Below are 20,914 nucleotides of genomic sequence, written 5' to 3'. Positions count from 1 at the left end.
TCACTTCTTGCTTTCAGGTTTTTCGAGCGAGGGTTGCGCAGGTGCGGCTTGCGGATTCGCAGTCGGCGCGGCCGGCAGGAACAGCGGGCCTTTGCGTCCGCAGCCTTGCAGGATGACGGTCAACAGCAACATAATGCCAAGGATGCGCATGTCTTTATCTTTCACAATGTTTGGAATCGGAACGGGCGCGATTATATGACGGAAAGTCCAGGCAACGAACCGGGCGGCGTGCTGTTCGCCCGTATCCGGCAGATGGTGGACGAGCACGGCGTGGACATCCGCCAGATACAGAACGGCAATGCGTTGCGCCTGGAGTTTGCCGACGGGCAGCGCATCCTCGTCAATATCGATCCGCGCACACACAACGTGTGGCTGGCTGCACGTTCCGGCGGTACCGAATTCGCCCACCGCGATGGCACCTGGCACGCACACGACCAGGGTGAACTCATGGTCAGATTGCGCGAGTTGATCGAACAAACCATCGCCAGCAACCCGCTCAATGCGCGTGCGCCCAGCCCAAGGCAAGCCGCCTTGCCCCCCTCTCCCGCCGCCTCGCGTGCAACCCGGAATGACCGCCTGTTGCGCATCATGCTCATCCTGCTGCCGGCTGCCGCGATCGTTTTCTGGATCGTGCTGCGACTGATGCAACCGCATGAATCCGGCACCGCCCCGGCGCAGATGCCCACATTGTCACTCAACAAATTGCACTACCCCTGCCAGGGAGCACTCCCGACCAATGGCAGCATCGCGCTCTTTCCCGGAAGCAACCTGCGTACTGACGATCCGGACGATCCCGAGGTCATCCTGCAGAACGAACATACCCATCCCGTGCTGCTGATCTTCTCCGTACTGCACGGTACAACTCCCTCGGCATCGATCCTGGTTCATGCCGGGCAAAGCTCCACCCTGCACCTGCCACCCGGCAAATACGACATGATGTTCAGCGTCGGCAACACATGGTGCAATCCGCGCAGCGGTTTCTCGGAAGGTCATTTGCTGAAGTTCGGCAAACCGCTGACGGTGCAAATAGGCAAACCCGTGCAGCTCGCCATGCGCACATCCGGGACGGGCATGGAGGATTTTCAGTTGTTCGCCAAAGCGGCCACCGAGATGCCGCCGCCCCCGATCCTGAACAGTGACGGCAACATGGAGATCAAACGGCAAACTGACGGACATTTCTATCTGCCGGGTACGGTAGAAAGCGTACCCGCCATGTTCAAGGTGGACCCCGATACCCCGGTCACTTCCATTTCCAGCGACCTTGCGCTCCACGCGGATATACGCAATTGCAAGGAGGTACAATCCCTGACCGCCAACGGTGCGGCTGCCGGCTGTATCGCCCTGGTGCCGCACATGACGCTGGGTGATTTCAAATTGGAGAACATCACCGTCGCGGTGATACCGAACCTGGAGGCCAACCTGCTCGGTGCCAACGCACTGCGTAATTTTCAGGTGAAACAGAACGGCAGCAGCATGCTGATCGGAAGACATCAATCAGGGACGAAACATGACAGAAAGTGAGTTCAATGAGGTGGCCGATGCCGTATTCCAGCGCATCGAACTGGCGATCGACGACAGCGATGCAGGCATCGATTACGACAGCAACGGCACCGTGCTGGAAATGGAGTTTGCGGATGGCAGCAAGGTCATCGTCAATCGCCATGTGCCGAATCGGGAGATCTGGCTCGCCGCGAAATCTGGCGGATTCCATTACGCCCTGCAGGATGGCAGCTGGCTCAGCCAGCGCGATGGCAGTGAACTCTTTGACAAACTGGGTGAGCTGGTCCAGCTCGGCTCGGGAAAGAAACTGGACTTTTAAGCGAAGGGGCCAGGCGGAGAAGGTCCAATATTCAGTTATCTGGGGGAGGAGACCACTGGGAATCGCGTCCTCGTCCACCTGGCAGGACGAACTCTAATTGCTATCCTTCAGTTTGGGAATGCGGCATATTGTCGCAGGCCTTGCGGTCTGCGGATGCATAGAGGCATATTGTGGCTCCGGCCTCACATTCGGCTGAAGCAGGATATGAGCATTCACCGCAAAGCCCGTGCAAGTCCTTCCTGCTTTACTCGGCAACCCCGTAACTCCGCAATTCGGTCCGGCACTGCTTATAGTCCGGGCATGCGTTTTCCACCACACGCCAGAAAGCTGCTGAATGATTCATCTCGACCAGGTGCGCCAGCTCATGCACCACCACATAGTCAATCAGATGCAGCGGCATCTTCACCAGTTGCCAGTTCAGCCGCACCACACCGTGCACGGTGCAGCTCCCCCATTGGGTGCGTGCAGCGGACAGCCTGACCTCGCGCGGCGCAACCTGCAGCAGCGGTGCGAAGTGTTCCACGCATTCCCCGAACACGCGCAACGCCTCGGCCCGGTACCACTCGGTCACCGCCTTTGCGATCTGCACAGTTTCAGCCTCCATGCCGACAGGCACATGCAATATCTCGCCATGCAATTGCGACACAGCGCCGCGCGTTCGTGGTGTCAGCGTCAAAATGAACTCCTCGCCGCGAAACGGGATGCGCGCCCCTTCGGCCCAGAAGATCGGTGCGACCTTTTTCGATTGCCAGCTATCGAGTTGTTTCAATACCCAGTCGGCCTTGTCCTGCAATACGCTGTGCAGCCATTTTTCGGATGCCCGCAGCGGGACATTGACGGTAAGTCCGCGCTCGTCGATGCGCAGACCGATGCTGCGGCGTTTGCCGCTGCGCTTGAGGGTATAACTGATTTCCTTGCCGGAAAGATGGATGTTGCGTTGTTCGACAGCGGGTGCGGGGACGGTGCGGCGCAGCTTGAGCATGTGGGTGCTTCTAAAAACTCAAAGTTCCAAGCAAGACAAGGCGTGAGCAAAAAAATTCGACGACGCATATATGTAATATGTGAGGAGAATTTCTTTGTGAGCAACGCCGTATTGCGACGAAATTTGGGATTTTAGAAGTATCCATCAGCCGAGGCGCTCCATCTCGCCTTCTATCCAGTCCTCCACGCGGCGGCTGATCTCTTCCGCTTTGAGTCCTCCCGGACCGATAGGCCGGCCGATACTCATGACGATGGTGCCGGGATGTTTCAGGAAGGAATTGCGTCCCCAGAATTTCCCGGCATTGTGCGCCACCGGTACCACGGAGGCGCCGGAGTTCTCGCTCAGCAGGGCACCGCCGATCTTGTACTTGCCGCGCACTCCATAAGGCATGCGCGTACCCTCCGGGAAGATCACCACGCAGAACCCCTGCTTCAACCTGTCGCGGCCCTGCTCCAGCAACTGCCGCATCGCCTGTTTGCCCTTGCTGCGGTCGATGGCAATGGGGCTGGTAAGCGCCAGTCCCCAGCCGAAGAACGGCAGCCACAGCAATTCGCGCTTGAGCACCCACACCTGCGGGGGAAAGACCGTCTGCAGCGAGAAGGTCTCCCAGGCCGACTGGTGCTTGCACATCACGATGCAGGGTTCTTGCGGGATGTTCTCCCTACCGCGCACTTCCATGCGGATGCCGCAGATGGCGCGCAACAGCCACATCGTGCTCCAGGCAAGACCGGTGGCCGCGCGATAGCGCAAGTGCGGCTTGAGCGGAAAGGTAAAGAGGAATACGGTGGCATAGATCGGCGTCCAGACCAGTTGCACCAGGAAAAAGACCAGCGAGCGGATGAATGTCATACCAGTGTCGCAACCACCGTGGCCAGATCTGGATAGGTCAGGGTGCCTTCGGGCAAACCGCCTTTTTCTTGCGTTCTCACGCCTTTACCGGTGAGCACGAGGATGGGTTGCGCACCCACGCGTGCCGCCACTTCCAGATCGCGCAGGGAATCGCCCACCGCCGGCACACCTTTCAGGCTGACGCCGTAACGCATGGCGATATCTTCCAGCATGCCGCTCTTCGGTTTGCGGCAACCGCAGTTGGCGTCGTTGGTATGGGGACAAAAGAACACCGCATCGATGCGCCCGCCGACCAGCGCGCAGGCCTTGTGCATCTTGTCATGGATGGCGTTCAGCGTCGGCATGTCGAACAGGCCGCGCCCGATGCCGGACTGATTGGTCGCCACCACCACACGGTAATCCGCCTGGGTCAGGCGCGCGATGGCCTCCAGGCTGCCGGGGATAGGCTTCCACTCTTCCGGGTTCTTGATGAACTGGTCGGAATCGAAATTGATGACGCCGTCGCGATCGAGAATGATGAGTTTGTTCATGGAAACCGGCTATCCTCAGGCCGCCAGCTTGGAAATGTCCGCAACCTGGTTCATCAGGTTCGCAAGCTGCCTGAGCAGCAACGCGCGGTTGATGCGCAGTTTCTGGTCGTCCGCCATCACCATCACCTGATCGAAAAAGTCGTCGATGAAGGGCTTGAGCGTGACCAGCGTTTTCAGGTTCTGGCCGTATTCACCGCGGCTGAAATAACCCTGCGCGAACGGCGCGATGTCTGTCATCGCCTGGTGCAGGTTGCGTTCGGCTTCGTCCGTCATCAGTTTGGCATCGAACACCGCGTTCGCCATCGCGGCGCCCAGTTCTTCATGATTCTTGCGCATGATGTTCTGCACGCGCTTGTTGGCGGCAGCCAGATCTTTCGCCACAGTCATCGCGGCAAAAGCGCGCACGCCCTGCAGGCGCGGCAGCACCTCGTGCAAGCGTCCGTTCAGCACGGCCAGCACCGCCTCGATATGCGACACGTCGAAGCTGCGATCGCGCAGATAGCCGCGCAGGCGGTCCATCATGAAACCTTCCACATCGGCAGCCACCGTCGCACTCAGCATCCCGGCCGGGAAATTGTCCGCTGTCGCCTTGAGCAACGCCGGCAACGGCAAGTCGAGTGGTGTCTCGATCAATATGCGCAAGATGCCCAGTGCCTGACGGCGCAAACCGAACGGATCCTTGTCGCCGGTCGGCACCTGTCCGATGCCATAGATGCCGACGACGGTTTCCAGCTTGTCCGCCAGCGCCACCGAGCATGCCACAGCACCCATGGGGATGGAGTCTCCGGCAAAGCGCGGATGGTAGTGCGCTTCGATGGCGTTCGCCACTTCCAGATCCTCGCCGTCGTGGAAAGCGTAATAGCGCCCGATGATGCCCTGCAGCTCGGGGAATTCTCCAACCATGTCGGTGAGCAGGTCGGCCTTGCACAGGCGCGCCGCCAATTCCGCCTGGGCCTTGTCCGCCTCCAGCAGCCGCGCGATGGTGCCCGCCAGCGTGGTGATGCGCTCGACGCGTTGCAGTTGCGAACCCAGCTTGTTGTGGTACACGACATTGCCGAGTTTCTCGACGCGAGACTCCAGCTTCTGCTTGCGATCCTGGTTGAAGAAGAAACGCGCATCGGCCAGGCGCGGTCGCACCACGCGCTGGTTGCCTTCGATGATGTGGTGCGGATCGCTCACCTGCATGTTGGAGACGATGAGGAACTTGTTCAGCAGCTTGCCGGAACTCGCATCCAGCAGCGGGAAGTATTTCTGGTTCTGCTGCATGGTGAGGATCAGGCATTCCTGCGGCACATCGAGGAATTCCGCCTCGAACTGGCCGACATAGACTTCCGGCCACTCGACCAGCCCCGTCACTTCGTCCAGCAGGTTGCTCAGCACGCCGCGCTCGTCGTTGGACATGGACAGCAGTTTCTCCAGGTCGAAATTGGCATGCCCCACCCAGATCGCCTTGTTCTGCTCCGCCAGGTCGTCCAGCCGCGCCACGATGCTTTCGCGCCGCTGCGTGAAACTGGCGACCACACGCCCATCGCGCGCCAGTGTCGCTTCGTAGTCGTCCGCATGTTCGATGGTGACCCGCTCGCTGCTGAGGAAGCGGTGTCCGCTGGTGACGTTGCCGCTGCTCAGCCCCAGCACCTCGGCCGGCACGATGCGCTTGCCATGCAGGATGGTCAGGCCATGTACCGGGCGCACGAACTGATGCTCGAAATCGCCCCAGCGCATCAGCTTGGGCACCGGCAGTTTCTTCAGCGCCTGCGTCACCATCTCCGGCAGATGCTCGTCCAGCGATTTGCCCTTCTGTTCGATGCGCGCCACGAAGTATTCGGCCTTGCCCTCGCCCACGCGTTGCAATTGCCCCAGCGTGACATTGGCCGAGCGCATGAAACCTTCCAGCGCCTTGGTCGGCTTGCCTTCGGCATCCAGTCCCGCCGCAACAGCCGGGCCCTTGCGCTCGATCACCCGGTCGGGTTGTTGCTGTTCGACTTCGGTGATGCTCATCGCCAGTCGGCGCGGCGTCGCATAAGGTGTGCACACGCTGTTCTCATTGAGCAACGCCTGCTCTTTCAGGCTGGCGAACACTTCATTGGCGAACGTGGTGGAGAGTTTCTCCAGCGCCTTCGGCGGCAACTCTTCGGTCAGCAATTCGATCAATAAGGTCTGTTTCATTTCTTGCCCCCGACTTTAGCCATCGGGAAACCCAACGCTTCGCGCGAATCGTAATAGGCCTGCGCCACCTGCCGCGCCAGGGCGCGCACCCTGCCGATGTAGGCCGCGCGCTCGGTCACCGAGATCGCACCGCGTGCATCCAGCAGATTGAAGGTATGCGAGCACTTCATCACCATCTCGAAACCGGGCAGCGGCAGGCCAGCGTCCATCAGCCGCTTGGCTTCGCCCTCATACTCGTTGAAATGGCGGAACAGCATCTCGACGTTGGAATGCTCGAAGTTGTACTTCGACTGTTCCACTTCGTTCTGGTGATACACATCACCGTAGGTGATGACCGTATCGCCGTTCTTCGCCCACACCAAGTCGAATACGTTCTCGACGCCCTGCAGGTACATGGCCAGGCGTTCCAGCCCGTAAGTGATCTCGCCCAGCACCGGCTTGCAGGTGAGCGAACCGACTTCCTGGAAATAAGTGAACTGCGTCACTTCCATGCCGTCCAGCCACACTTCCCAGCCCAGCCCCCAGGCACCCAAAGTCGGCGATTCCCAATCGTCCTCGACGAAACGGATGTCGTGCTCGCCAGTGTCGATGCCCAGCGCGCGCAAGCTGTCGAGATAGAGTTCCTGGATATTGTCGGGAGAAGGCTTCAGCACCACCTGGTATTGGTAGTAGTGCTGCAAGCGGTTGGGATTCTCGCCGTAGCGCCCGTCTTTCGGACGGCGCGAGGGCTGCACGTAGGCCGCGCGCCAGGGCTCTGGGCCGATCGCGCGCAGGAAAGTGGCGGTGTGGAAGGTGCCCGCGCCGACCTCGATGTCGTAGGGTTGCAGCAGCGCGCAGCCCTGCTTGTCCCAGAATTGCTGCAGCGTCAGGATGACTTGCTGAAAAGTCGGACCTTGGCCGACTTTCGGTGAAGACTTACCTCCGCTTGCGGAGGTTATGTCGGAACCAATGGTTTGCATATGCTCAGTAACCGCCCGAATTTGCGAAAGGCCGCATTTTACGGGTTCCCGCCTGTTACGTCACGCCGCATAGCGCCAGTTTGCCGGTGCGCGGCAAGGCCTTGATCTCCAGTTCGCGCTTCAAGGCAGCGGATTTGTCTGCACAGGGTTCGGAATAGAGGAGCCTTACCGGTGTCCGGCCGCGTGTGTATTTGGCGCCTTCGCCGGCGTTATGGGCAGCCAGGCGCTTGGTGAGGTCGTTGGTGATGCCGCAGTAGAGGGTGTTGTCGGCGCATTGGAGGAGGTAGCAGGTCCAGGTGTTGTTGTTCTGTGATTTCATTTGTGTGGATTACCTGATGGCCGTTCGTGCTGAGCATCGCTTATCCCCTCTCCCGGAGGGCGAGGGGATCAAAACCGAGCGGTCTGGCTATCGGGCTACCTCCGCCGACCTTGCTTCCACACAAACCCAAGCATCAACCCGATCAACGCCAGCATCCCCCCATTCCCCCACACCGCATACGGCGTACTCCCAACATAGCCTTGCACTTGGGCAGTCAACACCCCCTCCTCATGTTGCGGCAGCATGGCCTGGATACGCCCATCCGCGCCGATCACGGCAGTCACCCCGGTATTGGTGGCGCGCAGCATCATGCGCCCGGTTTCCAGCGCGCGCATCTGCGACAGCTGGGCATGCTGCATCGCGGCATGCGAATCGCCGTACCATGCATCGTTGGTGACGTTGGTCAGCAGCGTGGCTTGCGGCAAGGCACGGATGATCTCCTCGCCGAAGGCATCTTCGTAGCAGATGTCCACCGCGACCTTCTGCCCGGCGACGTTGAGCGGCGCCTGGTGCGCGCCGCCGCTGGCGAGGTCGCCCATGGGGATGTCCAGCACGTCGTTGATGAACCAGCCGAGCACGCTGCGCAGCGGGATGAATTCGCCGAAGGGAACGAGATGGTCCTTGCGGTAGTGCTGGCTTTCCGCGCTGCCGAGCGAGTACACGCTGTTGTAGTAATTGCCGTCCTCCTTCTCGAACACGCCGATGAGGATGTCGCCGCCGTTCTGGCGCGCATGGTCGCTCAGCAGGGTCTGGTAGCTCTCCGGCACGTTGCTGCGCAGCAGCGGCAACGCCGTTTCCGGCATGACCGTCAGGCGCGCATCGCTGCTTTGCGCCAGCCGGCGATAGGTCTCCATCGTGCCCACCAGCGCATCTTCCGAGAATTTGGTGTCCTGGGCGATGTTGCCTTGCAGCAGGCTGACCTTGAGCGGTGCGCCTGTCGCCTGTGTCCATTCGATGGTGCGCAAGGCCGCGCCACTCGCCCACAAGACCAGCACCACGGCCAGGGCGATCTTGCCCTGTTTGCTCCAGCGCTGGTTCCACAGGAACAGCAACAGTGCCGCACTTGCCGCCACGATCAGCGACACGCCATACACGCCGAGCAGCGGCGCATAGCCCGCCAGCGGACTGTTCGGCACCTGCGCATAACCCATAGTCAGCCAGGGGAAGCCGGTGAACAGCAGGCCGCGCAGCCATTCGGCGAGCGTCCAGATCGCGGGCATGAGCAGTAGCATGCGCAGGTTCGACGATGCCTTGAACCTGCACTGCACATATCCCGCAAATGCAGGCAGCGCGGCATTCACGGCGGCGAACAATGCCGTGGCGATGGCTGCGAGGACGGGGTGCATGTAGCCGTAGGTATGCAGGGCGACATAGATCCAGTGGATGCCGACGCAGAACAGCCCCATGCCGAAGGCGAACCCAAGCCAGGCGGCTTGCGCGGGGCGCTCAGTCCGGCTCCACAGCCGGAACAGCACGGCGAGCGCAAGGATGGGCAAGGGGAAGATATCGAACGGTGCGAAGCCGAAGACGGCGACCGCACCCGCGAGGAATGCCTGCAAGCAGGGCGAAGCGACGATTCTTTTCACGGATGGCAGCGATAAAGTTGATTCGCCGAATTATACGGTGTAACTTCCGCCGCACGTCATCGTTACCCAGATTCGATCATGTCCGATCATTCCGCCTTTCTCGAAGAGATCAGCTCCATGCTGCTCGATTGCGATCTGTTCAGCCACCTGTCCCCTGCCGAACTGCATGCCGCCGCGCATTATTTCGGCGTCAACAAGATCGCGGAGGACGAGATCATCTTCAACGAAGGCGATGCCGGCACATTCATGTGCATCGTCCATTCCGGCAACATCGCCGTGTTCAAGGCCAACCTGAACGAAGAACAGGTGGAGGTGACGAGGCTGGGGCACGGTCGTGCCCTGGGCGAAATGGCCGTGCTGGACGGGGAGCGCCGTTCCGCCACCTGCCAGGCGTCGGAAGACAGCATCCTGCTGACGCTCTCGAAAGAGGCACTGGACAAGATGCTGGAGGAACACCCGCGCATCGGGGCTCGCGTCATCCGCGCCATCGCCGTGAGCCTGTCGCGCCGCCTGCGCATGGCGGTGGGGCAACTGGTCGACCATATCATTTGACAATAAGGCTTCATGCTCGACTTCACCGAATACACCAAGATCTTCATCAGCCTGTTCGCGATCATCGATCCGTTCGGGATCATTCCCATCATCATCGCGTTCACTGCCGGCATGTCCGCACAGCGGCGCGAACGCGTCGGGCGCGTGGCGTCGCTGTCGGTGTTCGGCATCCTGCTCGCCGCGCTGTTGCTGGGCGAGGCGATACTGGAGTTTTTCGGTATCAGCATCAATTCGTTCCGTACGGCGGGCGGCATCCTGCTGCTGCTGATGTCCATCAACATGCTCATCGGTGACAAGCCGTCCATGGCGCCCAATGAAAGCAGCGATGGCGATGCGACGGCTTCCGTCGCCATCGTGCCGCTTTCCACACCCTTGCTGGCCGGGCCCGGTGCGATCAGCACGGTGATCCTCGACGCACACAAGGGGACGGGCGCCGGACATTACGGTGTGATGGCGCTGGTGCTCATGCTGCTGAGCCTCATCGTGTGGATCACCTTCCTCGTCGCGCCGTGGATATCGCAACGCCTGGGCAAGATCGCCAGCACCATCTTCACGCGGCTGATGGGCTTGCTGCTCGCCGCCATCGCAGTCGAATTCATCGCCGGGGGGCTGCGCGGCCTGTTTCCCGCATTAGGTTAATCATGGAAAAAATACGTCTCTCGAAATTGATGTCCGAACAGGGACTCTGCTCGCGCCGCGAAGCGGACGACTTCATCGCCAAAGGCTGGGTCAAGGTGGATGGAGAGATCGTCAGCGAACTCGGCACCAAGGTCCTGCCGACGCAGAAGATCACGCTGGAAAAAGCCGCCCAGGCCAAACAGCAGGGGCGCGTCACCATCCTGCTGAACAAGCCCGTGGGCTACGTTTCGGGTCAGGCCGAGGAAGGACACAAACCCGCCATCCTGTTGCTTGACGCTGCAACACGCTGGGAACAGGACACGGCACCGCATCGTTTCCACCGCAGCCAGCTACTCGGCCTTGCTCCTGCCGGTCGCCTCGACATCGATTCGACAGGATTGCTGGTACTCACACAGGACGGCCGCATCGCCAAACAGCTCATCGGCGAAGATTCGCCCATCGAGAAGGAATATCTGGTGCGCGTGCAGGGCAAACTGGTCGGCAACGGCTTGAACCTGCTGAATCACGGCCTGTCGCTGGACGGCAAAAAACTCAAACCGGCCAAAGTCAGCTGGCAGAACGAAGACCAGCTGCGCTTCATCCTGAATGAAGGGAAGAAACGCCAGATCCGCCGCATGTGCGAGATGGTCGGACTGAAAGTCACCGCGTTGAAGCGCGTGCGCATCGGCAAGGTGAGGTTGGGCGACCTGCCGCAGGGACAGTGGCGCTACCTGCGTGCGGATGAGACGTTCTGATCTCCATCAGCGTAATCATCGATTGCCCTGAGTGCCGGTCACGCTGTCTTCTTGACTGAAAAAACAATGCCGTTTTCAGTCCTCAATCGCGTTTCAACCTGAGCGCGGTGAGCGCTCCGACGACCGCCAGCAGAATCAATCCAAACCCGGTGACCGTCGTGGTCACGGATATTCCGGCCATGACTGCTGCGCTATACATGCCCACGAACAGCAGCATGGCGATGTTCTCGGCGAAGTTCTGCACCGCGAGGGCATTGCCCGCACCGATGGTTTCGTGACCTCGTTGCTGCAGCAAGGCATTCAGCGGGACGACGAACAGGCCGCCGCAGAAACCGATCGCCACCATCAACGCTGCCGCCATGCTGAGCGCATGCACGAACACAAGCGCAAGGATGGCCGGACCGAGCAACAGCCCTCCCAGCAATGCACGGTTCACGCTGGCCAGCGAAATCCACACCGCCGCCGCCGCGGCACCCAGCACGATGCCGATGGATACCGCTCCCATCAGGTTCGCGGGGGTCTGGTTATCCGTGATCAGCAAAGCCGCCGGAACCCAGGCGAACAGCATCAGGCGCAAGGTCGTGCCGCTACCCCAGAACACGCTGGTTCCTAGCAAACTGAAACGTGAATCCTGATTCTTGAACAACACGGACAGCGATGCCGCAAATTGCCTGATCAGCCGCCACGGATGGAAATGTGCTCCTGCATTCTCTGCGGGCAGGGACGGGATGAACAGATTTGCAAACGCAGCCAGGCCGTATGCCGACACCACGCCCGCAAATGCCCAGGCCAGTGAATGATCGGCCAGCCAGCCGCCCAGCACCACACCGAGCAGGATGGCGACGATGGTGGAACCTTCCATCATGCCGTTCGCCCGCACCAGCACAGATGTACCGAACATCTGCGAGAGGATGCCGTACTTTGCCGGCGAGTAGATGGCCGCACCGACGCCGATCCAGCCGTAAGCGGCGAGCGGGCTGGCACCTGCAAGCATCGCCAGCGCACCCATGAGCTTGAGCATGTTCGCCGCCAGCATCACCCTTGCTTTGGGGAATCCGTCTGCGACCTGCCCGACGAAAGCGGCGAGCAATATGAAGGGAAAGACAAATGATTCCTGCAGCAACGGCACAAGATGAGGAAGACCTTGCGATTTGACGATGGCGATGGCCGCGATCAGGACGGCATTGTCGGCCAACGCCGAAAAGAATTGCGCCGCCAGCAACGCCACCATGCCCGGCGACAACAGCGGCATATCCAATGATCTGGTCTGACCCATTGCAGTATCTCCGTGCGCTTCTTCAAAGCCACGTTATCGGCTTTTCCGCACCCTGCGACTGCAGATACTATCTGACGATCCGATGTGGCAGCGATGATACTTTGAATATTAAGAGATAAACCCTAGTCAAGCCTGGATCATCCCTGCTCGCCAGACTCTATCAGCGAACGCTCCGCCAGCAGCGAATGCAACCTGCGGCTGTCGGCACGCAGCACCGTGAAGCGCCACTCGCCGACCTGGAAACTTTCTCCGCGCTTGGGCAACTGGCCAGCGGATTTGAGCACCAGGCCACCGATGGTGTCATATTCTTCGTCATTGAACTCGGTGCCCAGCGTCTCATTGAAGTCGGCGATCTTGGTGTCCGCCTTGACACGCCAGTGTTCCGCGTCGGCACGGATGATGTTGTCGCCGTCCTCATCGAAATCGTACTCGTCGGCGATGTCGCCGACGATCTGTTCCAGCACGTCCTCGATGGTGACCATGCCGCATACGCCGCCATATTCATCGACCACCAGCGCGATGTGATTGCGGTTGCTGCGAAAATCCCGCAGCAGCACATTGAGGCGTTTCGACTCCGGCACGAACACGGCGGGACGCAGCATGTCGCGCACGTCGAATTCTTCCCCCGCGTAATAACGCAGCAGATCCTTCGCCAGCAGGATGCCGATGATGTTGTCCTTGTCGCCGTCGGTGACGGGAAAACGCGAGTGTGCGGTCTCGATGACGTAGGGGATGAACTGTTCCGGCGGCTGGCTGATATCGATGACATCCATCTGCGCGCGCGGAATCATGATCTCGCGCACCTGGCGCTCGGAGACCTGGATGACGCCCTCCATCATGGAGAGTGCGTCGGCATCCAGCAGGTTGCGCTCGTAGGCGCTGTGCATCAGGGCGATCAACTGCTCGCGATCTTCCGGCTCCCGCAGCAACATCGTGGAGAGCCGTTCCAGCAAGGTGGGCTTGTGACTACTTTCTGAACCGTCCATTACTCAACATCAACTAAGCAGATAGGGTGCAGGATACCTTAATTTGAGCATCAACGCAGTCTCGCGCGCCTCCATCTTCTCCGCATCGCGCTTCTTTTCGTGATCGTAACCCTGCAGATGCAGGACTGCGTGAATGACGAGATGCGCATAATGCGCGAACAGATCCTTGCCTTGTTCCTTCGCTTCGCGTGCCACCACCGGCACGCAGATCACCACATCGCCGGACAACGGAACTGTGTCGTCATAGACGAAAGTCAGCACGTTGGTCGCGTAATCCTTGCCGCGAAAATCCCGGTTCAATGTGCGTCCCTCGGCCTCGTTCACGAGGCGCAAGGATATCTGCACATCCCGTTCCAGCGCGGCTTTCGCCCAGCGGCGAAATTGCTGTCGCGTGGGCAATTTTCCGGCATTGCTGGCGTATTGCACGGACAACGAGAGTTTGTGTGGATCAGTCATGGTGTTTGCCATCGAATCTCTCGTAGGCGGAGACGATCTTCTGCACCAGCGGATGGCGCACCACATCTTCGGCAAGGAACTGCTGGAAGGCGATGCCGCGCACATCCTTCAGCACGATGCGTGCATCGTTGAGCCCGCTCTTCTGCCCGCGTGCCAGGTCGATCTGCGTCACGTCGCCGGTGATCACGGCTTTGCTGCCGAAACCGATGCGCGTCAGGAACATCTTCATCTGCTCCGGCGTGGTGTTCTGCGCCTCATCCAGGATGATGAAGGAATGATTCAGCGTGCGGCCGCGCATATACGCCAGCGGCGCGACTTCTATCATGCCGCGCTCGAAAGCCTTGGCCACCTTGTCCAGCCCCATCAGGTCGTAGAGCGCGTCGTACAAGGGACGCAGATAGGGATCGACTTTCTGCGCCATGTCTCCGGGCAGGAAACCCAGGCGCTCGCCCGCTTCGACTGCGGGCCGCACCAGCACCAGACGTTTCACCGCCTCGCGCTGCAAGGCGTCCACCGCCGAAGCGACGGCGAGGTAGGTCTTGCCAGTTCCGGCAGGACCGACCCCGAAGGTGATGTCGTGTTCCTGGATCGCCTGCAGGTATTCGTTCTGCCGCACGGTGCGCCCGCGCACTTCCGCCTTGCGCGTCATCAGCAATGGCACCGATTCGCTTTGCGCGTCGGGCAGGTTGCGTTTCATCGACTCGATCAGACCCAGCTGCAGGCGCTCCAGCGTGATGTCGTGCCTGGCTTCAAGATAGAACCGTTCCAGCACGTCGCGCGCCAGCCCCGCCTGCTCGCCGGTGATGCTGAAATGCTCGCCGCGCCTTGCGATACTCACTTCCAGCGCAGTCTCGATCTGCCGCAGGTGCTCGTCGAATGCGCCGCACAGGTTGGCCAGGCGCGCATTGTCGACCGGCTCGAAAGAGATGCTCAGCGTTTCGCTCATGGTTCCATTACCAGTTCACCGCGCAGCGTGTGCAATGTTCCCGACAGTATCCGCACATCGACATAACGCCCCAGCATGCCGGGCGAGCCGACGAAATTCACCACCCGGTTGTTCGCGGTACGGCCTGCCAATTCGTGCTCACTCTTGCGCGAGATGTTCTCCACCACGACGCGCTGCACTGTACCGGACATTGCCTCGCTGACCTGCTGCCCCAACTCGGCGATACGCGCCTGCAGACGATGCAGGCGCGCAAGCTTGGTCTCATATGGCGTGTCGTCCGCCATCTCGGCTGCCGGCGTGCCGGGACGCGCGCTGAAGATGAAGCTGAAACTGGCGTCGAAGGCGACATCGTCGATGAGCTTCATGGTCGCTTCAAAATCGGCATCGGTCTCGCCAGGAAAGCCGACGATGAAATCCGAGGTGATGGAGATTTCCGGTCTCGCGGCACGCAGCTTGCGTACGATGGATTTGTATTCCAGCGCGGTATAGCCGCGTTTCATCGCGGCCAGGATTCGATCCGAACCGGACTGCACCGGCAGATGCAAGTGACTGGCCAGCTTCGGCGTGGTCGCATACAGATCGATCAGCCGTTGCGACATTTCGCGCGGATGCGAAGTGGTATAACGCAGACGCTGCACGCCTGGCAGCGCAGCGACGGTCTGCAGCAGGAATGCAAAATCCACCGTGTCGCCGTCATCCGTCTCGCCCTGATAGGCATTCACGTTCTGCCCCAGCAGCGTGATCTCGCCCACCCCCTGCGCAATCAGGCTCTCCACTTCGCGCATCACATCGGCGTAAGGGCGCGACATCTCTTCGCCGCGCGTGTAGGGCACCACGCAGAACGTACAGTATTTGCTGCAGCCTTCCATGATGGAGACGAAAGCCGTGCCGTGGGTGGTCTGCGCAGCCGGCACGTGGTCGAATTTCTCGATCTCGGGAAAGCTGATGTCCACTTGCGGCTTGCCGCTCTCGCGCCGCGCCGCGATGAGCTGCGGCAGGCGGTGCAGGGTCTGCGGGCCGAACACCACATCGACATAAGGTGCACGCTTGATGATGGCCTCGCCTTCCTGGCTTGCCACACAACCGCCGACACCGATCAGCAATCGAGGATTGGCCTGCTTGAGGACGCGCGCACGGCCCAGGTCGGAGAACACTTTCTCTTCCGCCTTCTCGCGAATGGAACAGGTGTTGAACAGAATGATGTCCGCCTCTTCCGGCTTGTCGGTCTGCACCATGTTTTCGCAGGCGCGCAACACATCTACCATCTTGTCCGAGTCGTACTCGTTCATCTGGCAGCCATAGGTCTTGATGTGGAGTTTGGTCAACACTTGCGACACCCGTTCATCCTCAGTTCAAACATGCTCGATGGCCATTCATTCATAACCTTAAAAATATTGTGGTCATAACCAGGAAAATTACTCATATAATTCGAAAGGCTTTAATCAATCATCGCCATTATAAAAGTACATCCAATAACTGACGCATTTAGGGAGATCAGAGTATGTCTATCATTGCAGACGTAGCATCCATTGGCACCGCAATATTCTCAGTTGCCTTCGCAGTATGGATCACCATCCAGCTGTTCAAGAAAGCTGACTAAGGCACTAAACATCGGGAAGCTGTGTCCATCAGCTTCCCACCTCACCCGATCCCCATCTTCCCGCTTGCAGCTCTACCCCTCAGGCTGCCTCGCTTGCGTTAAATTTCTGTCAAGAAAAAAGCATCTGTGCTACGATTTGAATACCACTTTCAAAGTGCGTGTAATCTAATTCTTTTGAGAGGAGCAGAAAATGTCATTTGTCGCAGATATCGCATCAATCGGATCGGCAGTGCTGGCTGTTGGCTTTTCGTTGTGGATGTTGAAACAGCTCTTTACCGACAAAAACTGATTCACCAGTTAGATCGCACCAAATCAAAAACTCCAGCCCGTGCTGGAGTTTTTATTTTTCAGGCCACCGAATCCTTGCATATCTGCCGTAACAGAACCCAGTTGATTTCAATGTCAGGCCGGGGGATTTATTGGTGGTGATAGGTGGACTTGAACCACCGACCCCAGCATTATGAGTGCTGTGCTCTAACCAACTGAGCTATATCACCGTTTTTGCATGTTGCGACCGATACTGCTGGGGCCGCGTACTTATGGAAAGGGCGGCATTTTGCTGATTTCACCCCTTCCTGTCAATTATTGCATGCCGATAGTTTGAGCTCGCTGTCGGGAAACTCCTTTTGTAGCGCACTGAGTTTGTCCGCGGTCCCCGAATCGAGGTCGTTTACGACAAACACGGTGTATTTGAGCTTGCTCACGCGTTCGCCCAGCCTGGCAGTACGCACGTCCTTGGTTCGGAGCACGGCGATGAATTTTTCAGCCGCGTCTTTGGTCTTGAACACCCCCAGTGAGATGGCATTTTGCCACTTGCCCTTTTCCTGGATCACGAAGTAATCCTTTATCCCGCGCTCTTTCAACTGTGCGATCTTCTTTTCCACACTCGATCGCTTCTTCATCGGCGGGATATATACCCAAAAGCCGTGGTTACGCTCCACTGTTCGCTGCGACAGGTTGTCGCCCAGTTTCATCAGGGACAATGCCTGTTGTGCTCGCAACAGGTCTTCGCCCGAGAACTCGCCCCATTCCGCGCATTTCGAAACATTGTCCGGAGGCGTCCCGGCAACTGGTACATGTATCGGTATGGATGCAGGTGCCGGCATGTGTGTTGGTACGGGCGCAGGCGCAGGCTCAGCCACAGCGGTCGCGGCGGCAGCTGAAACGGGTGACAGCGCCAGCGACATGCCGCCGGACGTCGGGGCGGCGGCGGAAGCGGGCAGCGCATCCAGCACCCTGATCTTTTCCGGATGCAACTCCGGCTGCGTCGAACCGGCATCGGTATCGACGGTCAGCAGACTGCCCCAACGCATCCAGCCAAACAAGGCCAGGTTGGCCAGCAACAACAACCACACGATCCACTTCGTCATGCCTTCGTCTCTCCAATGATCTGTAACCCTTGCAACACCAGGTTGTCCATCCGCTCTGACGGCAGGTCGAGATACGGATGGACGATGCCCGCCGCACCGCCGCCGAGCAGACAGCGCGCTTTTCCGCTGTGCGCCTGCAGCAAACCGAACTGATGCCGGATGGCACCAAGTGTGGCATGCAGCATGCCGCTATGGATGGCGTCGGCAGTGTTGCGCGGAAAATCCTGCAACTTGCCCTGCTCCGCATCGAGCTGTGCGGTATTGGTCGCCAGACTGTGCTGCATCAGGCTGACGCCGGGAAGGATCAAACCGCCCAGGAATTCGCCCTGCACAGAGAGCGCATCGATCGTCGTCGCCGTACCGCAGTTGACCACCAGACATGCTGCATGCGTGCGATCCCATGCAGCGATCAGCGCCGCCCAGCGATCGCTGCCCAGACGCTCCGGTCGTTCATAGCTGTTGCGCACCCCGCATTGCTCGGCGCATGCCGTTATGAATTCCAGCGGGCGCTGCCATCCCGAACAGACGCCGCTCAAGCACTGAGCCATCGCTTCTCCCGCTACATTGGAGACCAGGATGCGCGCAGGAACCGGCAAAGCCGCAAACGCATGCTGCAAAGCGATCCATTCCGTATTGCCCACCACACCCTGGCGCAACCATGCTCCGTCCTGCACCAACGCCCATTTGCAGCGGCTGTTCCCAACATCCAGTAGTAACACTTATGCCTTTCTCAAGCTGACCTCGCCTGCATGGAAAAGCTGCTCGCCGCGTTCCGTCGCCAGCCGCAACGTACCGTCGTCGGCCACGCCCAGCACCGTACCAAGGATGTGCGAGCCATCCGGCAGCGATATTTTCACGGGACTATGCTGGAACACATGATGGCTTTCCCATTCCGCACGCAACGGCGCAAAGCCTTGTCCGGCGAACTCGTGCAGCACGGCCGTCAAATGTTTCAATGATACCGCAAGCACGAGGTTGCGTTCCGGTACGGGTGCCCCCAGTGATGCAAGATCGGTCACCTGCTGGTCGATGCGGCCGCGCAGCGCTTCCGGCACGGTCAGATTGATGCCGACGCCGATCACCACCGCGCTGGGCCCCAGCATATCGCCCTGCGCCTCGATCAATATCCCGGCAAGCTTGCCGTCATTTAACAACACATCGTTCGGCCACTTCAGGCCGACACCCTGCACACCCAGTTCAGCCAGCGCGCGCATCATGGCGACGCCCACAGCCAGGCTCAGGCCGGACAGTGCGGCAAGCCCGCTTTTGAAACGCCACAACAGGGAAAAGGTGAGCGTATCGCCCAGACCGGAATGCCATGTCCTGCCCAGGCGACCGCGCCCGGCGGTCTGCAACTCCACCGCCAGCACTGTGCCGTTGGCAGCGCCTTGCGCGGCACGCTGCAATAACAACGCGTTGCTGGAAGCGGCATGATCGAGTATCTCGATATGCAGTTCGTCGCGCGCCGCGCCGAGCCCGGCACGGACCCGATCCGCATCCAGCCAGTGCAACGGATGCGCCAGGCGATAACCGCGGCCGCGCACGCTGTACAGGATCAGGCCGTAATCTTCGACATTGCGCAATGCGTTGCACACCGTCGCGCGCGTCACGCCGAACATCCCGGCCAACACTTCTCCGGAATGGAACTCGCCGTCCGCCAAATGCCGCAGCAATGCAAAAGTCAATGGCCTGGGCGTGTCGGTTGCGTTCATTGCGGCATGTCGCAACCGGGGGTCGCAGTGTCGTATCCAAGAAAACAGAGTATCTCGTCGCGCCGTTTCAGCGCATCCTGATAACCGAGATCGATCAGCGCCCGGCAATATTGCTTGTCGAACAGCAGGTAACTGACCAGGTTCGCGCCGCTGCGCCGCATGACACCGATCGAGCGCAGCAACAGGCGTATGGTCCACGGGAGCTGCGAGATATAGCGCTCGGCGATCTTCTCCAACGGCTGGCTGGGAGTGATCACCAGGACGTCGATGTGGCGCAGCTTGGTTGCCGCGCGCAGTTCCTCGGGGATCAGCTTGACCGCATCGTTTATCCGTTGCAGCCGCTCCAGGTCGACTTCCAGGCTGTCGAGGAAGATGCTGTCCAGCGCATGTCCCGCGATCTGCGCCAGCGTGGGGTAAGTATCCACTTTGTTGCGCCGTTCCTCTTCATCGTCCTTGTGCCATGCGCCCATCAGCAGCACTTTGTCGGCACCCAGATGCAGCGCCGAACTGATCGGCGCGATCTGGCGGACCGAACCGTCGCCGAAATATTCACGGTGGATGTGCACCGCCGGAAAGATGAAAGGAATGGCAGCGGAAGCCATCAGATGTTCGATGCCTATGCTGGCTTCCACGCCCAGGCGCCGCGTGCGTTTCCATGGCTGCAATTCCGGCACGCCCTGGTAGAAGGTAACCGAATGTCCGGAACTGTAGCCGGAAGCAGTGATACTCAAGGCATGCAGGGCACCCGCATCGATATTCTCCTGGATCTGCTCGCAGGGCAGCGTCTCTTCCAGAAAGGTTGCCAGCGGCGAGTTGTCCAGCAACGAGACTCGCCGCATGCGATTGATGCCGAGCAGGCTCAGTATCAGACCAGCCAGCCAGCGTCCGCTGTTGGCAGCGACGCCGAGCAGGTCGGAACGGTAGATGTCTGTCACCTGCGAGCTGGTCCAGATCCCGAGCAGATATTTCACGCCCTTGCGGAAATGGCGCGCATTCACCGCCAGCGTCACCGCATTCAATGCCCCGGCCGATGTGCCGCAGATGACCTGGAACGGACATTGCGTGCGTCGCGGCATGAACTCGGCGATCGCCTTGAGCACGCCGACCTGATACGCCGCGCGGGCACCGCCGCCGGTGAGCATGAGTCCGATCTTGGGCTGGGTCTGGCTCATCGTCGATTCAGTGGTCACGCCTCATCCGGCTCGGCATGAACCGATTCCAGTGCGTCTTTCAGTGTCTCCTCGGGCAGCGCGTTCAGCATTTCGGACAACATCTCTGCCGCTTCCACGGCCCCCTTCTGCAGCTTTTGGGCATCGGCGTTCGCCACCAGTACTGCGGCGGCGCCCACCACCTTGAGCAGACGCACCCGTTCGCTCATCAACATCTCGATCTCCTGGCTGAGCAATTCGATTTCATGCTTGTTCATACTGCCT

The 20,914-nt window shown here is 59.8% G+C and carries 23 protein-coding genes and 1 tRNA gene; 5 read left to right on the top strand and 19 right to left on the bottom strand.

From position 1 onward, the window contains the following. Window positions 1-165, bottom strand: a complete 165-nt coding sequence (gene lptM / locus SLIT_RS15775; protein ID WP_223293812.1) for an LPS translocon maturation chaperone LptM — start codon at window positions 163-165, stop codon at window positions 1-3. 30 nt (window positions 166-195) lie between these two features. Between lptM and SLIT_RS15770 the strand changes: the two genes are divergently transcribed. Beyond that, window positions 196-1,521 (top strand): aspartyl protease family protein, encoded by a 1,326-nt coding sequence (locus tag SLIT_RS15770; protein ID WP_013028614.1) that lies wholly within the window; start codon window positions 196-198, stop codon window positions 1,519-1,521. Further along, complete coding sequence (cyaY, locus tag SLIT_RS02350) at window positions 1,508-1,819, top strand: iron donor protein CyaY (RefSeq protein ID WP_013028613.1); 312 nt, start codon at window positions 1,508-1,510, stop codon at window positions 1,817-1,819. The genes SLIT_RS15770 and cyaY overlap by 14 nt, the downstream gene beginning before the upstream one ends. 244 nt (window positions 1,820-2,063) lie before the next feature. On the opposite strand, the gene SLIT_RS02345 is transcribed toward cyaY, so the two are convergent. The 7 genes from SLIT_RS02345 to lnt all read right to left on the bottom strand — a co-directional run bounded on the left by SLIT_RS02345 (window position 2,064) and on the right by lnt (window position 9,210). Beyond that, window positions 2,064-2,801, bottom strand: coding sequence for a M48 family metallopeptidase (locus SLIT_RS02345; RefSeq protein WP_013028612.1), 738 nt, complete (start codon window positions 2,799-2,801; stop codon window positions 2,064-2,066). 144 nt (window positions 2,802-2,945) lie between these two features. Beyond that, window positions 2,946-3,650, bottom strand: a complete 705-nt coding sequence (locus tag SLIT_RS02340) for a lysophospholipid acyltransferase family protein (RefSeq protein WP_013028611.1) — start codon at window positions 3,648-3,650, stop codon at window positions 2,946-2,948. Beyond that, window positions 3,647-4,180 (bottom strand): D-glycero-beta-D-manno-heptose 1,7-bisphosphate 7-phosphatase, encoded by a 534-nt coding sequence (gene gmhB / locus SLIT_RS02335; RefSeq protein ID WP_013028610.1) that lies wholly within the window; start codon window positions 4,178-4,180, stop codon window positions 3,647-3,649. The genes SLIT_RS02340 and gmhB overlap by 4 nt, the downstream gene beginning before the upstream one ends. A gap of 15 nt (window positions 4,181-4,195) precedes the next feature. Then, window positions 4,196-6,346, bottom strand: coding sequence for a glycine--tRNA ligase subunit beta (gene glyS, locus SLIT_RS02330; RefSeq protein ID WP_013028609.1), 2,151 nt, complete (start codon window positions 6,344-6,346; stop codon window positions 4,196-4,198). Continuing rightward, window positions 6,343-7,305 (bottom strand): glycine--tRNA ligase subunit alpha, encoded by a 963-nt coding sequence (gene glyQ / locus SLIT_RS02325; RefSeq protein ID WP_013028608.1) that lies wholly within the window; start codon window positions 7,303-7,305, stop codon window positions 6,343-6,345. Before glyQ ends, glyS begins: the two co-directional genes overlap by 4 nt. A gap of 55 nt (window positions 7,306-7,360) precedes the next feature. After that, window positions 7,361-7,624 carry a GIY-YIG nuclease family protein gene (locus SLIT_RS02320; RefSeq protein WP_013028607.1) on the bottom strand — a complete coding sequence of 88 codons (264 nt, stop codon included), beginning with the start codon at window positions 7,622-7,624 and terminating at the stop codon, window positions 7,361-7,363. Window positions 7,625-7,719: 95 nt separating this feature from the next. Next, window positions 7,720-9,210: an apolipoprotein N-acyltransferase gene (gene lnt, locus SLIT_RS02315; RefSeq protein ID WP_013028606.1), complete on the bottom strand. Its 1,491-nt coding sequence runs from the start codon at window positions 9,208-9,210 to the stop codon at window positions 7,720-7,722. Window positions 9,211-9,288: 78 nt separating this feature from the next. Here lnt and SLIT_RS02310 point away from each other — a divergent pair, with 78 nt between their 5' ends. Genes SLIT_RS02310 through SLIT_RS02300 form a run of 3 tightly spaced genes read left to right on the top strand, consistent with a single transcriptional unit; the run spans window position 9,289 to window position 11,135 of the window. Further along, window positions 9,289-9,762, top strand: a complete 474-nt coding sequence (locus tag SLIT_RS02310; RefSeq protein ID WP_013028605.1) for a Crp/Fnr family transcriptional regulator — start codon at window positions 9,289-9,291, stop codon at window positions 9,760-9,762. A 12-nt stretch (window positions 9,763-9,774) separates the two neighbouring features. After that, window positions 9,775-10,401, top strand: coding sequence for a MarC family protein (locus SLIT_RS02305; protein ID WP_013028604.1), 627 nt, complete (start codon window positions 9,775-9,777; stop codon window positions 10,399-10,401). Between the two features lie 2 nt (window positions 10,402-10,403). Next, on the top strand, window positions 10,404-11,135 hold the full coding sequence (locus SLIT_RS02300) for a pseudouridine synthase (RefSeq protein ID WP_013028603.1): 732 nt from the start codon (window positions 10,404-10,406) through the stop codon (window positions 11,133-11,135). An 82-nt stretch (window positions 11,136-11,217) separates the two neighbouring features. Here the strand turns inward: SLIT_RS02300 and lplT are convergent, their stop codons facing one another. The 11 genes from lplT to SLIT_RS02245 form a co-directional block, all read right to left on the bottom strand. Continuing rightward, on the bottom strand, window positions 11,218-12,411 hold the full coding sequence (lplT, locus tag SLIT_RS02295; RefSeq protein WP_013028602.1) for a lysophospholipid transporter LplT: 1,194 nt from the start codon (window positions 12,409-12,411) through the stop codon (window positions 11,218-11,220). A gap of 137 nt (window positions 12,412-12,548) precedes the next feature. After that, window positions 12,549-13,397, bottom strand: coding sequence for a CorC family transporter (locus SLIT_RS02290; RefSeq protein ID WP_013028601.1), 849 nt, complete (start codon window positions 13,395-13,397; stop codon window positions 12,549-12,551). Window positions 13,398-13,406: 9 nt separating this feature from the next. Beyond that, window positions 13,407-13,853 carry an rRNA maturation RNase YbeY gene (ybeY, locus tag SLIT_RS02285; protein WP_041420736.1) on the bottom strand — a complete coding sequence of 149 codons (447 nt, stop codon included), beginning with the start codon at window positions 13,851-13,853 and terminating at the stop codon, window positions 13,407-13,409. Next, window positions 13,846-14,799 carry a PhoH family protein gene (locus SLIT_RS02280; RefSeq protein WP_013028599.1) on the bottom strand — a complete coding sequence of 318 codons (954 nt, stop codon included), beginning with the start codon at window positions 14,797-14,799 and terminating at the stop codon, window positions 13,846-13,848. Before SLIT_RS02280 ends, ybeY begins: the two co-directional genes overlap by 8 nt. Beyond that, a complete protein-coding gene (miaB, locus tag SLIT_RS02275; RefSeq protein WP_150102919.1) occupies window positions 14,796-16,127 on the bottom strand; it encodes a tRNA (N6-isopentenyl adenosine(37)-C2)-methylthiotransferase MiaB in 1,332 nt (443 codons plus the stop codon). Before miaB ends, SLIT_RS02280 begins: the two co-directional genes overlap by 4 nt. A 692-nt stretch (window positions 16,128-16,819) precedes the next feature. Then, window positions 16,820-16,896 (bottom strand) — tRNA-Met (locus SLIT_RS02270). Window positions 16,897-16,977: 81 nt separating this feature from the next. Beyond that, a complete protein-coding gene (locus tag SLIT_RS02265; protein ID WP_013028595.1) occupies window positions 16,978-17,769 on the bottom strand; it encodes an SPOR domain-containing protein in 792 nt (263 codons plus the stop codon). Then, window positions 17,766-18,488: a type III pantothenate kinase gene (locus SLIT_RS02260; protein ID WP_013028594.1), complete on the bottom strand. Its 723-nt coding sequence runs from the start codon at window positions 18,486-18,488 to the stop codon at window positions 17,766-17,768. The genes SLIT_RS02265 and SLIT_RS02260 overlap by 4 nt, the downstream gene beginning before the upstream one ends. Continuing rightward, window positions 18,489-19,481 carry a biotin--[acetyl-CoA-carboxylase] ligase gene (locus SLIT_RS02255; protein WP_013028593.1) on the bottom strand — a complete coding sequence of 331 codons (993 nt, stop codon included), beginning with the start codon at window positions 19,479-19,481 and terminating at the stop codon, window positions 18,489-18,491. Continuing rightward, window positions 19,478-20,671 (bottom strand): patatin-like phospholipase family protein, encoded by a 1,194-nt coding sequence (locus tag SLIT_RS02250; protein ID WP_013028592.1) that lies wholly within the window; start codon window positions 20,669-20,671, stop codon window positions 19,478-19,480. Before SLIT_RS02250 ends, SLIT_RS02255 begins: the two co-directional genes overlap by 4 nt. Then, the gene (locus SLIT_RS02245; RefSeq protein WP_013028591.1) at window positions 20,668-20,907 is read right to left on the bottom strand and encodes a hypothetical protein; all 240 of its coding nucleotides are present in this window, start codon (window positions 20,905-20,907) and stop codon (window positions 20,668-20,670) included. The genes SLIT_RS02250 and SLIT_RS02245 overlap by 4 nt, the downstream gene beginning before the upstream one ends. Window positions 20,908-20,914 lie beyond the last annotated feature (7 nt).

This window comes from Sideroxydans lithotrophicus ES-1, from assembly GCF_000025705.1.
Classification (GTDB): Bacteria; Pseudomonadota; Gammaproteobacteria; order Burkholderiales; family Gallionellaceae; genus Sideroxyarcus; species Sideroxyarcus lithotrophicus.
This window is presented reverse-complemented; position numbering and strand designations above follow the sequence as displayed.

Coding starts and splice junctions, on each gene's coding strand:
- SLIT_RS15770 (WP_013028614.1), top strand. CDS start 196: ATGACGGAAAGTCCAGGCAACGAACCGGGCGGCGTGCTGTTCGCCCGT.
- cyaY (WP_013028613.1), top strand. CDS start 1,508: ATGACAGAAAGTGAGTTCAATGAGGTGGCCGATGCCGTATTCCAGCGC.
- SLIT_RS02345 (WP_013028612.1), bottom strand. CDS start 2,801: ATGCTCAAGCTGCGCCGCACCGTCCCCGCACCCGCTGTCGAACAACGC.
- SLIT_RS02340 (WP_013028611.1), bottom strand. CDS start 3,650: ATGACATTCATCCGCTCGCTGGTCTTTTTCCTGGTGCAACTGGTCTGG.
- gmhB (WP_013028610.1), bottom strand. CDS start 4,180: ATGAACAAACTCATCATTCTCGATCGCGACGGCGTCATCAATTTCGAT.
- glyS (WP_013028609.1), bottom strand. CDS start 6,346: ATGAAACAGACCTTATTGATCGAATTGCTGACCGAAGAGTTGCCGCCG.
- glyQ (WP_013028608.1), bottom strand. CDS start 7,305: ATGCAAACCATTGGTTCCGACATAACCTCCGCAAGCGGAGGTAAGTCT.
- SLIT_RS02320 (WP_013028607.1), bottom strand. CDS start 7,624: ATGAAATCACAGAACAACAACACCTGGACCTGCTACCTCCTCCAATGC.
- SLIT_RS02310 (WP_013028605.1), top strand. CDS start 9,289: ATGTCCGATCATTCCGCCTTTCTCGAAGAGATCAGCTCCATGCTGCTC.
- SLIT_RS02305 (WP_013028604.1), top strand. CDS start 9,775: ATGCTCGACTTCACCGAATACACCAAGATCTTCATCAGCCTGTTCGCG.
- SLIT_RS02300 (WP_013028603.1), top strand. CDS start 10,404: ATGGAAAAAATACGTCTCTCGAAATTGATGTCCGAACAGGGACTCTGC.
- lplT (WP_013028602.1), bottom strand. CDS start 12,411: ATGGGTCAGACCAGATCATTGGATATGCCGCTGTTGTCGCCGGGCATG.
- SLIT_RS02290 (WP_013028601.1), bottom strand. CDS start 13,397: ATGGACGGTTCAGAAAGTAGTCACAAGCCCACCTTGCTGGAACGGCTC.
- ybeY (WP_041420736.1), bottom strand. CDS start 13,853: ATGACTGATCCACACAAACTCTCGTTGTCCGTGCAATACGCCAGCAAT.
- SLIT_RS02280 (WP_013028599.1), bottom strand. CDS start 14,799: ATGAGCGAAACGCTGAGCATCTCTTTCGAGCCGGTCGACAATGCGCGC.
- SLIT_RS02265 (WP_013028595.1), bottom strand. CDS start 17,769: ATGACGAAGTGGATCGTGTGGTTGTTGTTGCTGGCCAACCTGGCCTTG.
- SLIT_RS02255 (WP_013028593.1), bottom strand. CDS start 19,481: ATGAACGCAACCGACACGCCCAGGCCATTGACTTTTGCATTGCTGCGG.
- SLIT_RS02245 (WP_013028591.1), bottom strand. CDS start 20,907: ATGAACAAGCATGAAATCGAATTGCTCAGCCAGGAGATCGAGATGTTG.